This window comes from Streptomyces sp. NPDC048566 (assembly GCF_043199735.1).
Taxonomy (GTDB): Bacteria; Actinomycetota; Actinomycetes; order Streptomycetales; family Streptomycetaceae; genus Streptomyces.
Window position 1 is genome coordinate 54,533 of record NZ_JBICWL010000006.1, and the last position, 14,205, is coordinate 68,737.

Annotated in this window: 11 protein-coding genes; 8 read left to right on the top strand and 3 right to left on the bottom strand. The window is 74.9% G+C overall.

Annotation, left to right across the window (positions count from 1 at the left end; all coding sequences use genetic code 11):
* Positions 1-14 precede the first annotated feature (14 nt).
* From ACGFS9_RS12700 to ACGFS9_RS12710, 3 genes are read left to right on the top strand one after another with little or no spacing between them, the layout of a single operon-like run.
* Positions 15-1,052: an AAA family ATPase gene (locus ACGFS9_RS12700; RefSeq protein ID WP_393252714.1), complete on the top strand. Its 1,038-nt coding sequence runs from the start codon at positions 15-17 to the stop codon at positions 1,050-1,052.
* Complete coding sequence (locus ACGFS9_RS12705; RefSeq protein ID WP_393252715.1) at positions 1,052-2,416, top strand: DUF58 domain-containing protein; 1,365 nt, start codon at positions 1,052-1,054, stop codon at positions 2,414-2,416. Before ACGFS9_RS12700 ends, ACGFS9_RS12705 begins: the two co-directional genes overlap by 1 nt.
* Complete coding sequence (locus ACGFS9_RS12710) at positions 2,413-4,803, top strand: DUF3488 and DUF4129 domain-containing transglutaminase family protein (protein ID WP_393252716.1); 2,391 nt, start codon at positions 2,413-2,415, stop codon at positions 4,801-4,803. The genes ACGFS9_RS12705 and ACGFS9_RS12710 overlap by 4 nt, the downstream gene beginning before the upstream one ends.
* 710 nt (positions 4,804-5,513) lie before the next feature.
* On the opposite strand, the gene ACGFS9_RS12715 is transcribed toward ACGFS9_RS12710, so the two are convergent.
* From ACGFS9_RS12715 to ACGFS9_RS12725, 3 genes are all read right to left on the bottom strand, one after another.
* On the bottom strand, positions 5,514-5,912 hold the full coding sequence (locus tag ACGFS9_RS12715) for a DUF3040 domain-containing protein (protein WP_393252718.1): 399 nt from the start codon (positions 5,910-5,912) through the stop codon (positions 5,514-5,516).
* A gap of 249 nt (positions 5,913-6,161) precedes the next feature.
* Positions 6,162-6,956 carry a class I SAM-dependent methyltransferase gene (locus ACGFS9_RS12720; RefSeq protein ID WP_393252720.1) on the bottom strand — a complete coding sequence of 265 codons (795 nt, stop codon included), beginning with the start codon at positions 6,954-6,956 and terminating at the stop codon, positions 6,162-6,164.
* Positions 6,957-7,120: 164 nt separating this feature from the next.
* On the bottom strand, positions 7,121-7,762 hold the full coding sequence (locus tag ACGFS9_RS12725) for an SAV_6107 family HEPN domain-containing protein (RefSeq protein WP_393252722.1): 642 nt from the start codon (positions 7,760-7,762) through the stop codon (positions 7,121-7,123).
* 171 nt (positions 7,763-7,933) lie between these two features.
* Here ACGFS9_RS12725 and ACGFS9_RS12730 point away from each other — a divergent pair, with 171 nt between their 5' ends.
* From ACGFS9_RS12730 to ACGFS9_RS12750, 5 genes are all read left to right on the top strand, one after another.
* Complete coding sequence (locus ACGFS9_RS12730; RefSeq protein ID WP_393252724.1) at positions 7,934-8,887, top strand: ATP-binding cassette domain-containing protein; 954 nt, start codon at positions 7,934-7,936, stop codon at positions 8,885-8,887.
* A complete protein-coding gene (locus ACGFS9_RS12735; protein WP_393252726.1) occupies positions 8,859-10,943 on the top strand; it encodes a YhgE/Pip family protein in 2,085 nt (694 codons plus the stop codon). Before ACGFS9_RS12730 ends, ACGFS9_RS12735 begins: the two co-directional genes overlap by 29 nt.
* Before the next feature lie 35 nt (positions 10,944-10,978).
* Positions 10,979-11,608: a TetR/AcrR family transcriptional regulator gene (locus tag ACGFS9_RS12740; RefSeq protein WP_393252728.1), complete on the top strand. Its 630-nt coding sequence runs from the start codon at positions 10,979-10,981 to the stop codon at positions 11,606-11,608.
* A gap of 353 nt (positions 11,609-11,961) precedes the next feature.
* Positions 11,962-12,600, top strand: a complete 639-nt coding sequence (locus tag ACGFS9_RS12745) for a DUF4126 domain-containing protein (RefSeq protein WP_393252730.1) — start codon at positions 11,962-11,964, stop codon at positions 12,598-12,600.
* 84 nt (positions 12,601-12,684) lie between these two features.
* Positions 12,685-14,205 (top strand): phytoene desaturase family protein, encoded by a 1,521-nt coding sequence (locus ACGFS9_RS12750; RefSeq protein WP_393252732.1) that lies wholly within the window; start codon positions 12,685-12,687, stop codon positions 14,203-14,205.

A 14,205-nucleotide genomic window follows, 5' to 3' on the forward strand; every position in this document is an offset into this window, starting at 1 on the left:
CCGAGGAGGGCCGGGTGACGACCTATGACGATCGAGCGAGCCTCACTGATCTGACCGCCACCGCGGAGCGTGTCCGCGGTTCGGTGGAGGGAGTGATCGAGGGCAAGCCTGAGGTCGTTCGGCTTTCGCTGACCGTGCTGCTCGCCGAGGGGCATCTTCTGATCGAGGATGTCCCCGGCGTCGGCAAGACCATGCTGGCCAAGGCGCTGGCCCGGTCCATCGACTGCTCGGTGCGGCGCATCCAGTTCACTCCCGACCTGCTCCCCTCGGACATCACCGGTGTCTCGATCTGGGACCAGCAGCGCCGCGACTTCGAGTTCAAGCCCGGCGCGATCTTCGCCCAGATCGTGATCGGCGACGAGATCAACCGCGCCTCGCCCAAGACGCAGTCCGCGCTCCTGGAGTCGATGGAGGAGCGGCAGGTCACCATCGACGGGCAGACCTACGAACTGCCCGGTCCGTTCATGGTCGTCGCCACCCAGAACCCCGTCGAGATGGAGGGCACCTACCCCCTCCCCGAGGCCCAGCGCGACCGCTTCATGGCCCGCGTCTCGATCGGCTACCCCAGCGCCGAGGCGGAGCTGCAGATGCTCGACGTGCACGGCGGGGTGAACCCCCTGGACGACCTCCAGCCGGTCGCCCACGCGCACGACATCGTGAAGCTGATCGACGCCGTCCGCACGGTGCACGTCGCCGAACCGGTCCGCCGGTACGCGGTGGACCTGGTCGCCGCCACCCGCACCCACCAGGACCTCAGACTCGGGGCCTCGCCGCGGGCCACGCTGCACCTGCTGCGCGCCGCGAAGGCCGCCGCCGCCCTCGCGGGCCGGGACTTCGCCCTGCCGGACGACGTCCAGTCCCTCGCGGTCGCGGTCCTGGCGCACCGCCTGCTGCCCACGGCCCAGGCCCAGCTGAACCGCCGCACGGCCGAGCAGGTGGTCGAGGAGATCCTCCGGCACACCGCGGTGCCCTCCGCGCCCCACCAGCAGTCCGGTCTCGCGATGGGCCGGGGCGCGCCCGCCTTCGGCCAGCAGCCGCCCCGGAGGCTGTGATGAGCCACGGGGGCACGGAGCACACCGCCGAGGAGGACAAGGGCGGTGTGCGCACCGCGCTCGCCGGGCTCACCACACGCGGGCGGTCCTTCCTGGCCGCCGGCGTGGCCGCCGCCGTCTGCGCCTACGTCCTCGGGCAGGGCGAGCTGCTCCGCGTCGGCCTCTTCCTCGCGGTGCTGCCGCTGATCTGCGCGACCGTGCTGTACCGCACCCGCTACCGGGTCGCGGGCAGCCGCCGGCTCTCCCCCGCGCGCGTGCCCGCCGGCTCCGAGGCCCGGGTCCACCTGCGCATGGACAACGTCTCCCGGCTGCCCACGGGCCTGCTGATGCTCCAGGACCGGGTGCCGTACGTGCTCGGTCCGCGCCCCCGCTTCGTCCTGGACCGGGTGGAGGCGGGCGGCCGGCGCGAGGTGTCCTACCGGGTGCGCTCGGACCTGCGCGGCCGGTACCCGCTCGGCCCGCTCCAGCTGCGGCTGACCGACCCCTTCGGCATGTGCGAGCTGACCCGCTCCTTCTCCACGTACGACACCCTGACCGTCGTCCCCCGCGTCGAGGCCCTGCCGCCGGTGCGGCTGACCGGCGAGGCGCAGGGGTACGGCGACGGGCGGCAGCGGTCGCTGGCCCTCGCGGGCGAGGACGACATCATCCCGCGCGGGTACCGCCACGGCGACGACCTGCGCCGCGTGCACTGGCGGCTGACCGCCCGCTACGGCGAGCTGATGGTCCGCCGCGAGGAGCAGCCGCAGCGCTCGCGCTGCACCGTGCTGCTCGACACCCGGGCCGCCGCCTACCAGGGCGCCGGCCCCGACTCGGCCTTCGAGTGGGCCGTCTCCGGCACCGCGTCCACGCTGGTGCACATGCTCGAACGGGGCTTCTCGGTCCGGCTCCTGACGGACACCGGCAGCTCGGTCCCCGGCGAGGGGGCCGACGGGGTGGCGGGGACCGGCCAGGAGTCCGCGGAAGCCGCCGGGATGATGATGGACACCCTCGCCGTGATCGACCACTCGGACGGCGCGGGTCTGTCTCCCGCCCACGACGTGCTGCGCGGCGGGAACGAGGGGCTGCTGATCGCGTTCCTCGGCGATCTCGACGAGGAACAGGCGTCCGTGCTGGGCAGGATGCGCCGGCGCAGCGGCGGGGCCGTGGCCTTCCTGCTGGACACCGCGTCCTGGGCGGGGGAACCCTCCGCCGCCGCCCGGCCGTTGGACAGGAGCGAGGAGGGACTGCGCATGCTGCGCGAGGCGGGCTGGACCGCCGTCACGGTGCGGAGGGGGGCGACCCTCGCCGAGCTGTGGCGGGAGGCGGACCGGCTGCGCGCGCACGCGGCGACGACGGGGACGACGGCCGGGGGTGGTGGCAGATGAGCGGGCGAGCCCGGCTGGCCGTGTCCGCGACCGCGGCCACGCTGATGGCCTCCTGCGCGCTGCTGCCCCTGGTCGACCCGGCGACATGGCTCTTCCAGACCGCCTTCCTGCTCGTGGCCCAGAGCGGCACGGGAGCGCTGACCCGGCGGGTGCCGCTGGCCCGGCCGCTGACCGTGGCCGCGCAGGCGCTGGTGACGCTGCTGCTGCTCACCCTGGTCTTCGCCCGGCAGCAGGCGGTCGCCCTGGTCGTGCCCGGCCCGGACGCCTTCCGGCACTTCGGAGCCCTGCTCCAGGCGGGCGCCGACGACGTCGGCCGGTACTCGATCCCGGCTCCGCTGTCCGACGGCATCCGGCTGATGCTGGTCGGCGGTGTCCTGCTGATCGGGCTCGCGGTGGACGCGCTGGCGGTGACCTACCGCAGCGCCGCTCCCGCCGGCCTGCCGCTCCTCGCCCTCTACTCGGTCGCCGCCGGGCTGGCCGGCGGGGGCGCGGCCTGGCTGTGGTTCCTGCTCGCCGCGACCGGCTATCTGATGCTCCTGCTGGCCGAGGGCCGCGACCGGCTCTCGCAGTGGGGCCGTGTCTTCGGCGGCGCCGCCCGCCCGCCCGGCCCCGAGCCGGCGAACGGCGCCGTGGCGCCCGTGCGGACGGGCCGGCGGATCGGTGCGGTGGCGCTGGGCGTCGCCCTGGTCGTGCCGCTGGCCCTGCCCTCCCTGAACGGCGGTCTGCTGGGCGGCGCGGGCCGCGGCGCGGGTACGGGCCCCGGCGGCGGTGGCACCATCTCCGCGGTGAACCCGCTGGTCTCGCTGCGCGACAGTCTGAACGTGGACGAGGACCGCACGGTCATGACCTACCGCACGAACACCGAGGAGACCCAGGACCTGTATCTGCGGATCGTCGCCCTGGACGACTTCGACGGGACGGCCTGGAAGCCGGCGCAGCGGCACATCGAGGACGTGCCGGCGGTGTTCCCGGCGCCGGTCGGTCTCGCCGGGGAGGTGCGGCGGTCGGCGATCCGGACCCGCATCTCGGCCGCCGAGTGGTACGGGCAGGACTGGCTGCCGATGCCCTATCCGGCCAGCAAGGTCGACATCAGCGGCTCCTGGCGCTACGAACCGGTGGGGCGGACCCTCGTCGGGGACCACGGCCAGAACACCCGCGGTGTGCAGTACGAGGTGACCAGCCTGATGGTGCAGCCGACGGCTCGGCAGCTGGCGGACGCGCCGGAACCGCCGGCCGCCCTGCGGCGGGAGTTCACCCGGGTGCCGGAGTCGCTGCCCGCGGTCGTCGGGAACACGGCCCGGAAGGTCACCGAGGGCGCCGCCAACCCCTACGAGGAGGCGGTCAAGCTCCAGGACTACTTCGCCGTCAGCGGCAACTTCCGCTACGACACCCAGGTGCAGGCCGGCAGCGGGTCCGCGGCGATCGCGCGCTTCCTGAAGGACAAGGAGGGCTTCTGCGTCCACTTCTCCTTCGCGATGGCGGCGATGGCCCGGACACTGGGCATCCCGGCCCGGGTGGCGGTCGGTTTCACGCCGGGCACTCCGCAGGCCGACGGGTCGATGGCGATCGGGCTGCGGGACGCGCACGCCTGGCCCGAGCTGTACTTCGAGGGGGTCGGCTGGACCCGCTTCGAGCCCACCCCGAGCCGCGGCACGGTTCCCTCCTACACCCAGTCGGACAGCCCCGGCACCGATGTGCCGACCGTGCCGAAGCCGTCTTCCTCGGCGTCCGCGGCGGCCTCCGCGGCGCCGTCGGCCGAGGAGAGCTGCTCGCCCCAGCTGCGCAGGCTTCAGGCCTGCCCGGGCCAGTCCGCGGCGGCTGCGGTCGGCCCGTCGGACGACGACTGGCCCTGGTTCAGGATTCTCGGGCTCACGCTGGCCGGGCTGCTGGTGCTGGGCGCTCCGCTGCTGCCGATGCTCTGGCGCGCCCGGGTCCGGGCCGTCCGGCTCGGCGGCCACGGCCGCACCGAGGCCGACGTCCCGGCGTACACGCTGGGCGCCTGGCGGGAGGTGACGGACACGGCCTGGGACCACGGGATCGCGCCGGAGGAGTCCCAGACCCCGCGCAAGGCGGCCGAGCGGATCGTGCGGCTGGGCTCCCTCGACCCGGACGCCGCGGCCTCGGTGCACCGGCTGGCCGCGGCGGTGGAGCAGGTGCTCTACGCTCCGCGCCCCCGGCCGGTGGCGGGTCTCGCGGACGACGCGCGCCGGGTCGACCGGGCCCTGCGGGCCTCCGCGAGCCGTCCGGCCCGGCTGCGCGCATTGCTCGCCCCGCGTTCGGCCGTCCGGGTGGCCTGGTCCGCCGCGGCGGCCTGGGCGAGGCTCGGATCGCGTGTGACGGCGCGCCTGGACGCACTCCGGCGCCGGCCGACGGGTCAGAACACCTGAGTGAGGCGGGTGGGGCCGGACGGAGGCGTCCCGGCCCACCCGCGGCCCGCACCCGGGGTGCGCGTGGCGCCGGTGGCGACCGAACCGCTCGCGGGGCTCCGGCCGATGTCTCGCGGGCGCGCGCGACCATGCGGGCCCTCGGTACGGGCGCGCACGGAACAGGCCACCCCCTGGGACGCGCCCGCCCCGGACCCCGGGAACATCCGGTTCGGCTTCGGCGGTCGGGGGTCCGCTTCGGGTGAGCGCGCGCGGCGTGGTGTGCGGGGCGCGGTGTGCGGGGCCGAGGGCCGGTGGCCCACTGAGACGGCCGTCGCCCGTCGCCCGCACCCGCCCGCCCGGCCCTCTTCCAGCAGCGGCGGACCGGGCGGAGAACAGGCGGACCCGCACCCGGCAGCGGCGCACCAGGCGGAGAACAGGCGGACCGGCGGCCGGCAGCGGCGGACCGGACGGAAGAGGGCCGGTGGCCCACTGGGGCGGCCGGTGCCCGCACCCGCCCGTCGGCCCCCTTCCGGCAGCGACGGACCAGGCGGAGAACGGGCGGAGAACCGGTCAGCGGCGGCTCTCACGGCCGCCGGCAGCGCGGACGGAAAGCCGCCGGCAGTGCCGACGGCGGGCCGCCGGGCGCGGGCCGGGCACACGTGTGAGGGGGCGTCCACCCGAACGGGTGGACGCCCCCTCACACACGAGGTCTATGCCGACCGCACGGAGGTCTAGTGACCGCCCTGCTCGTCGCGACGTCGCTGCCAGCGCTGTTCGATCCGGTCCATCACGGACCGGCGTTGCCGGGCCTGACGGCGAGCGGCGGGCGCACCCGCCGCGGTCTGCTGTTCACCCGGCTTGGGGGCTTTGCGCCAGCCGGTGACGGCGAGCACCGCGCACCCCAGCATGACGAGGAAGCCCACCACGCTCAGCCAGATCTGAACCGCGACCATTCCTGCCATGAGGAGCGCGATACCCACCAGGAAGCCCGCGACCGCCTGGTAGACCCGTCGCCGGGTGTACGTACGCAGCCCGCTTCCCTCAAGCGCTGTCGCGAACTTGGGATCTTCGGCGTACAGCGCTCGCTCCATCTGCTCGAGCATTCGCTGCTCGTGCTCCGAGAGCGGCACGGAGTCCTCCTCATCGTGCAGTCGCCGGGGCGACCGGGGGTCCCCTTCAGGATAGGCAGGGAATCGCCCCCGTGAAACCCGCCCCTCTACGCCAATCCGCCAACCGGAACCCGCCATGGCACCCGATTCGCTGAGGCGTGCATTCCCCGGCGAACGGTCCGTCATGCCGGACGGTCTCCCTCGATCATACGGCGCCGGGCACCCGATCGGGTGGTGTGTGGCGTACTCCATCTGACGCCCCGGTGCTGATCAGCGGTGCACCACGGGCGGCACCCGGTCCTCGGCGGCCCCACGGGCCTCACCGAGCACATGGAGCTGGGTGGCCACCGAGTGGAACGCGGCGAGCTCGGCCGCGGCGGCCTCCAGCTTCAGCAGGGCTTCCAGCGCGCCGGGCTCGGTGTCCACCAGGACCCCGGGCACCAGGTCCGCGAAGACCCGGACGCCGTGGACCGCGGCCACGTGCAGGCCCGCCCCGGCAACCAGGGCGGTGAGCTGCTCGGTGGTGAAGCGGTGCGGGACGGGATCACCCTCGCCCCAGCGGCCGTCCGGGTCGTCGAGGGCGTGCCGGGCCTCCGTGAAGTGGCCGGCGAGGGCCCGGGACAGCACGGCGCCGCCGAGGCCGGCGGCGAGGAGGCTGAGGACGCCCTCCGGCCGCAGCGCGTCCACCACGTTGCGGACGCCTTCGGCCGGACTGTCCACGTACTCCAGCACTCCGTGGCAGAGCACGGCGTCGTAGCCGCCGCGCTCGACCACGTCGAAGAGTCCGTGCGCGTCGCCCTGGACGCCCTGCACCCGGTCCTCCACCCCGGCCTCGGCGGCCCGGCGCTCCAGCGCGAAGAGTGCGTTCGGGCTGGGGTCGACGACGGTGACCCGGTGGCCGAGGCGGGCGACGGGCACGGCGAAGTTGCCGCTGCCGCCTCCGGTGTCCAGGACGTCGAGCGCCTCCCGTCCGGCGGCCTTGACCCGGCGGTCGAGAGCGTCCTTGAGGACCTCCCAGACCACGGCGGTACGGAGAGAAGCGCGGGGGCGCATCGGGTCCGACACGGCAGTTGACTCCTCGGCGCGGCACCGCCGGGCGAACGGCGGAGCGATCTTCGGGCCTCCCGGCGGGAGGCAGCAGGCGCCTCCACCCTATTGCCTCGGCGGCCGGGGCAAGGCCCCCCGTCCCAGGCGATCCGCAGCCGCCGGGTCCCGGCCCGGCACCCGGCTCAGCCCGCGTCGGGAACGCGCTCGGCCCGGCCCCGCCTGCCCTCGCCTGCGGCGGCATCCCCCGCGCTCCCGCGGTCGACGGGCCCGCCGCCCTCGCTCCGCGCGGCGGCCTCGCCCGGCCCGGTCTCCCGGTCCTGACGGGGCTGGGGCAGCACGGGTTGCAGCACGAGCAGGCGCTCGACGAGCCGCAGGAACATCGCGACGTCGCGTATCAGGTCGTCGGCGTCGCGGGTGGTGGCCGCTCCGGTGATCCCCGCCTCGGCGCGGGCGCGGCGGGTCGCCCCCGAGGCGAACAGCGCGCTCCACTCGGTCAGTTCGGGCGCGATCTCGGGGAGGACCTCCCAGGCGCTGCGGATGCGCGCCCTCCGGCGGGAGGTGGGCTCCGGGCGGCCCCGGGCGGCCAGTACGGCGGCGGCGGTGCGGAGCGCCGCCAAGTGGGCGGTCGCGTAGCGCTCGTTCGGCGTCTCCAGCGCCGCCGCCTCGTCGAGGCCGGCGCGGGCCTGGGCGAGCAGGTCGAGGGCGGCGGGCGGCGCGGTGGCCCGGCGCAGGACGGGGTGCACGTCGCCGGCGGAGCCGGTCAGTGAGGGGGCAGGGCCGGTGGCGCGGCGCCGGCGGGCGGCGCTTGCGGACGAGCTGGCCATGACGAACCTCCTGTCGTCGTGTGACGGCACTGTGGCCGTATGTGCTCATCGTGCGGTATGCCACTGACAATCCGTTCTGACCTGGGACTTTGCTTCGATCGAAAGTTCGGGCTAGTTTTTGCACTGACCAGTCAGTTCAAAAAGTTCGACGTTCCAGGGGATGGGGAAGCTGTGGACGGTCCGCGGGGACTGCGCGTCACGGCCGAGGGGTTCGGGCTCGAAGGGCCCCGCGGCTGGGCGTTCCGGGGGGTGCGGCTGGACGCGGAACCCGGATCGCTGCTGGCGATCCAGGGACCGTCCGGGTCCGGCCGCACCTGCCTCCTGCTCGCGCTCACGGGGCGGATGCGGGCCACCGAGGGGACGGCGACCGTCGGGGAGGCCCGGCTGCCGAAGCAGTCGGGCACGGTGCGGCGGGCGAGCGCGCTGGCGCACGTACCGGGCGTCACGGACCTCGATCCCGCCCTGACCGTGGGCGAGCACCTGCGGGAGCGGGCTCTCCTGGAGCGGCGCTTCGGCGCTCCGCTGCGCACGCTGCTGCGACCGCGCGGCGAGCGGGCGCGCGAGACCGGCCGGCGCGTCGACGGCGCGCTGGCCGCCGCGGGGCTCGACCTGCGGGACCTCCCCAAGGGCTCCCGGACCGCCGTACGGGACCTGGAGCGTGCCGAGGTGCTGCGGCTGGAGATCGCCCTGGCCCTGATCGGCCGGCCCCGGCTGCTCGGCGTCGACGACGCCGACCTCAAACTCCGGGACGCCGAGCGGGCCGAACTGTGGACGCTGCTCGCCTCGCTGGCGGCCTCCGGGATCACCGTCCTCGCGGTGTGCGGCGAGGCCCCGGACGGCGTCCGGACCGTCTCCACCACCGGAGCGCCGGCGGCCGGGACGGCCGGCACCGGCACCTCCGTCGGCACCGGCACCACCGACGCCGAAGCCGACGGGGACGCCGAAGACGCCGATGCCGACCGCGCATCGGGCGCGGCCACCGGCACGGCGGCAGCGGCCACGGCAAGGGATGGCACCGAAACCGAAACCGACAGCGACAGCGACAGCGACAGCGACAGCGACAGCGAAGTCAACGACGACGACAAGGAGTCGGGCGATGCGCTCGCCGAAACTCGCCGCCCTTGAGCTGCGCCGGTTCGGCCGGGGCCGGCTCCCCCGGGCGGCGATGGCCGCCCTCCTGCTGCTGCCCCTGCTTTACGGCGCCCTCTACCTGTGGTCGTTCTGGGACCCCTACGGCCGCCTGGACCGCATCCCCGTCGCCCTGGTGAACGACGACCGGGGAGCGACGGCCGGCGGCCGGCGGATCGACGTCGGCGACGACATCACCGAGGGCCTGCGCGACAGCGACACCTTCGAGTGGCACCAGGTGAGCGACGCCGAGGCGCGGCGGGGTATCGAGGACGGCACCTACTACCTGTCGCTCACCATGCCGGGCGACTTCAGCGAGCGCATCGCGTCGAGTTCGGGGGCCTCGCCGGAGACGAGCGCCCTCCAGGTGCGCACCAACGACGCGAACAACTACATCGTCGGGCAGATCTCGCGGTCGGTGTTCGGCGAGGTGCGCACGGCGGCGTCCACGAAGGCGTCGCGCTCCTTCCTCGACAGGATCTTCATCTCGTTCTCGGACATCCACGGGAAGACCGTGGAGGCGGCCGAGGGCGCGGACCGGCTCAACGGGGGCCTGGGCAAGGCGAAGAAGGGTTCCAAGACCCTCGCGGACGGGCTGAAGGAGGCCAGGAAGGGCAGCGGGAAGCTCTCCGGCGGGCTGCGCAAGCTCACCAAGGGCGCGAGCGACCTGGAGGACGGGTCGCGCCGGGTGGCGGACGGCACCCGGCAGTTGGCGGACAAGGTCAACGGGGTCTCGGACTCCGTGGGCCCGTTCCTGAAGGACAACGAGAAGACGATCGGGGACACCGCACAGCTCGTCGCCGACTCCACCAGCGCGATCCGCCGCAATCTGGACACCCTGGTGGAGGCGGCGCCGATCGCGGCCAAGGGAGCGCACCTGGCGTCCGAGCGCATGGACGACATCCACCACAGGCGCTGCGAGGTCCTGCCGATCCCCGACCCGGCGTGCCCCGACCTCAAGAAGGCCAAGGAGACGGCCGAGGACGTGGCGAAGGTCGCCGACGACGTGGACACGCTGGTCGACGACCAGGACGGCGACCTCGTCGCCATGGACAAGAACCTCAAGGCCCTGGGGAAGCAGGCGCAGGCGCTCGCCGACCGCTCGCCTCATCTCTCCGAGGACCTGACGGACGCCGTCTCCCGGATCAACAAACTGAACGACGGTGCCGCGGACGTCGCCAAGGGCGCGAAGAAGCTGCACGCCGGGCTCGGCACCGCCAAGAGCGGCGCCGCCGACCTCGACGACGGCCTCGGGCGTCTGACGTCGGGCGCGAACACCCTGGACGGAGGGCTCTACAAACTCGTCGGCGGCTCCGACAAGCTGGCCGGGGGGCTGCACGACGGCGCCGGGAAGATCCCCGACTACGACGAGCAGGACCGGGACCGGCGCACCCAGGTCATGGCCGACCCGGTCCAACTGGCGTCCAGGGACCTGCACAAGGCGCCCAACTACGGCACCGGGTTCGCGCCGTACTTCATCCCGCTGTCCCTGTGGGTCGGGGCGATGGTGGCGTACATGCTGATCCAGCCGCTGAACCGGCGCGCGCTCGCGGCGGGGGCCTCGGCCTGGCGCGTCGCGCTCGCGGGGTGGCTGCCGGTCGCCGTCGTCGGAGTGCTCCAGACGGCCGCGCTGATGGCCGTGCTGCACTGGGCGATCGGGCTGCGGATGGCCCACCCGACCGGAACCGTCGGCTTCCTGTTCCTCGTCACCCTGTGCTTCGCGGCGATCGTGCAGTGGCTGAACGCGCGCTTCGGAGCGGCGGGCCGCATCCTCGTCCTCGCGCTGCTGATGCTCCAGCTGACCTCGGCCGGCGGCACGTACCCCGTCCAGACCAGTCCGGGCTTCTTCAACGCGATCCACCCCTACCTGCCGATGAGTTACGTGGTGCAGGCGCTGCGCCGGCTGATCACCGGGGGCGGGCCGGGGCCGGTCTGGACCGCGTGCGCCGTGCTGGCCGCCTTCACGGTGGGCGCGCTCGCGCTGACCGCCCTGGCGGCGCGCCGCCGACAGGTGTGGACCCTCGACCGGCTGCACCCGGAGCTGAGCCTGTGAGCCGGGGCGCGGGGGCTCCTGTGAGAATCGGGGCCATGGACAGCAGCAGCACCACGACGGGCGGCGGGGGCCGGCGCGAGGCCACCCGGCAGAAGCTCTACGAGGCGGCCGTCACCCTGATCGCCGAACAGGGCTTCTCCGCCACCACGGTCGACGAGATCGCGGAGCGCGCGGGGGTCGCGAAGGGCACCGTCTACTACAACTTCGCGAGCAAGTCGGTCCTCTTCGAGGAGCTGCTGCGGCACGGCGTGGGTCTCCTCACCGCCTCGCTGCGGGAGGCCGCGGAGGGGACCGCACGGGCCGGCGGCGGCAACGTCGACGCGCTGGACGCGATGATCCGCGCGGGCCTCGTCTTCATCGACCGCTACCCCGCCTTCACGCAGTTGTACGTGGCCGAGCTGTGGCGCACCAACCGGGCCTGGCAGTCCACCCTGATGGTGGTGCGGCAGCAGGCGGTCGCGGTCGTCGAGGACGTGCTGCGCGACGCGGTCGCCGCGGGCGAGCTCAGCGACGAGATCGACATCCCGCTGACGGCCGCGGCCCTGGTCGGGATGGTCCTGGTCGCCGCACTGGACTGGCAGGCGTTCCAGCCCGAGCGGTCCCTGGACGACGTCCACGCGGCGCTCTCGCTGCTCCTCCAGGGACGGGTCGGCGGCCGGAGCTGACGCACCCGTGCGCCGGCCCCGGTCCCGGCCGTGGCCCCGAGGCCGCTGCCGCGACCGGGACCGGCGCACCGCCGCGCTCCCCCGCGGGACCCCGAGGGGTGGCCGCGGGGTCTTCCCCGTGTCTCGCTCCCGCCGGCCCGGCCGGCGGAAGGAGCGGCCGAGGGCGCGTGTCCCGTTCCGCCGCCCCGTGTCGGCGGTGCCGGAGCCGCGCCCTCCTCCGTGCCTCCACTCTCCCGTCCCGCGGTCCGGAGGCCATCCGTGCGCCTACTCATCCCGGCGTCCGGGTACGGGTACTCAGGTCTGCGCGCGGATGCCCATGACGAGCGCGCCGCGCGGTGACTACGATCGCCTCCGTGTCCGTACTCCCCCTGGTCTTCACGAGCGGCTGGGCGAGCGGCGTCAACGCGTACGCGGTGGTGCTGCTGCTCGGCCTCTTCGGCGCGACCGGACTGACCGACGAGGTCCCGCAGACCCTCCAGCGCCCCGAGATCCTCGTGACGGTCGGCGTGCTGTTCCTCCTGGAGGCGGTCGCGGACAAGATCCCGTACGTCGACTCGGTCTGGGACTCCGTGCACACCGTGGTCCGGCCCGCCGCGGGCGCCTGGGTCGGCGCGCTGCTGGCGGGGCAGAGCGGTTCGGTCTCGGATCTGTGGGCGGGCGTGCTCGGCGGCTCCACGGCGCTGGCCAGCCACACCGTCAAGGCCGGGACCAGGATGGCGATCAACACCTCGCCCGAGCCGTTCAGCAACCTGGTGATGAGCACCGCCGAGGATCTCGGGGTCGCCGCCGTCCTCACCTTCGCCCTGTTCCACCCGGTGGCCGCCGCGATCATCGCCGCCGTCCTGCTGGCCGCCGGTCTCGTGGTGATCTGCTTCCTCGTCTCCCGCATCCGCAGGTTCCTGCGCCGCCGGGCGCGGCGCCGCGAGGAGCGGCGGCTCGCGGAGCGGGCCGAACCGTCGCCCGGACGGCCCGACCCCGTCCGCCGGGACTGAGCGGCGCGGGCTCCCCTCCCGGCGCCGGGAGGGCCGGCCGCCCTCGCCGCCGGTCGGCCGGCGGCGGCCGATAAAGTCGCCGGCATGGGACGGATTGCGGTGATCGGCGCCGGGATGGGCGCCATGGCGTCCGCCGCCCGGCTGGCCGTCGCGGGCCACCGGGTGGTGGTGTTCGAGCGGGCGTCGACGTACGGGGGCTCCGTGGGCCGCTTCGAGCGGGACGGCTTCGCCTTCGACACCGGTCCGGGGCTGCTGCCGCTGCCCGCGGTGTACCGCGATCTCTTCGTCAAGACGGGCAGGGAGCCGCTGGAGGAGTGCGTCGGCCTCGTGCAGGCCGACCCCTCCGCGCGCCACGTGTTCGCCGACGGGACCGCGGTGTCCCTGCCGAACGCCTCCCGCGCGGGGGTGCTCTGCGCACTGGACGCGGCGCTCGGCGACGGCGCGGGCGCGCGGTGGGGCGACTTCCTGGTACGGGCCCGCGAGGCCTGGGACCGGGCGCGCAGACCGCTTCTCGAGGAGCCGCTGTGGCCGAACTGGCGGGTGCTGGCCGAGCGGGACCCCTATCCGGCGGTGCCGCACAGGAAGCTGCTGCGCACCCGCCGGGCGGTCACGCTCGCCGAGGTCGGTGCCTGGGAGCTGCGGGACGCCCGCCTGGCCGCCCTGCTGGAGAGCCACGCCCTGGCGTACGGGCTCGATCCCCGGACGGCGCCGGCGAGCGCCGCGGTCCTGCCGTACATGGAGCACGCGTTCGGCACCTGGTACGTGCGCGGCGGTCTGCGGGAACTGGCCCGCGCGGTGTACGAGCGGTGCCTGGCGCGCGGAGTGGAGTTCCGGTTCGGGACGCCGGTCGGACGGATCGTGGAGCAGGACGGCCGGGTGGCCGGCGTGGAACTGTCCGCGGGCGCGGAGGCCGGCGGGCCGGGGCGGGGCTCCTTCGAGGCGGCGGACGCCGTGGTGGCCGGCGTCGCCCCCGAGGTGCTGGAGTCCCTGCTGTCCGGGACGGTGGTCCGCGGCGCCGACGACGTGGCCGGGCCGCCGCGGGGGGCGAGCCGGCTGACCGTGCACCTCGCGCTGCGCGGAGGGCGGCCGGCGGGGACGGCGCATCGCACGGTGGTCCACACGGCCGACCGGGACGGGGAGCTGGACCGGCTCTTCGGTGAGCGTCCGGGACCGCCGGCGTCGCCGACCGTCGCGGTCTCGCGCCCCGGCGACCCGGCGCTGGTGCCCGACACGGACCACGAGGCGGTCACGCTGACCGTCACGGTGCCCTCCGGCGTGCCGGTGTCCGCGGCGGACGTGGAGCGCGTCCTCGACGCCGCCGAGCCCGCCCTGCCGGGTCTGCGGGAACGGCTGCTGTGGCACGAGAGCAGGACCCCCGCCGACATCGCGGAGGCGACCGGCGCCCCGGGAGGCGCGGTGCCCGCGCCGGCGCTCGCCGCGGCAGGAGGCCGCCTGCTGTACCCGGCGAACAGCACCCGGCTGCCGGGGCTGTTCACGGCCGGGGGCTGGGCGCATCCCGGCGGCGGACTGCCGCACGCGGGCATGTCGGGTGCCCTGGTGGCGGGGCTGATCGTGGAGGGGCCGGACTTCCGGGGTTCGCAGTGA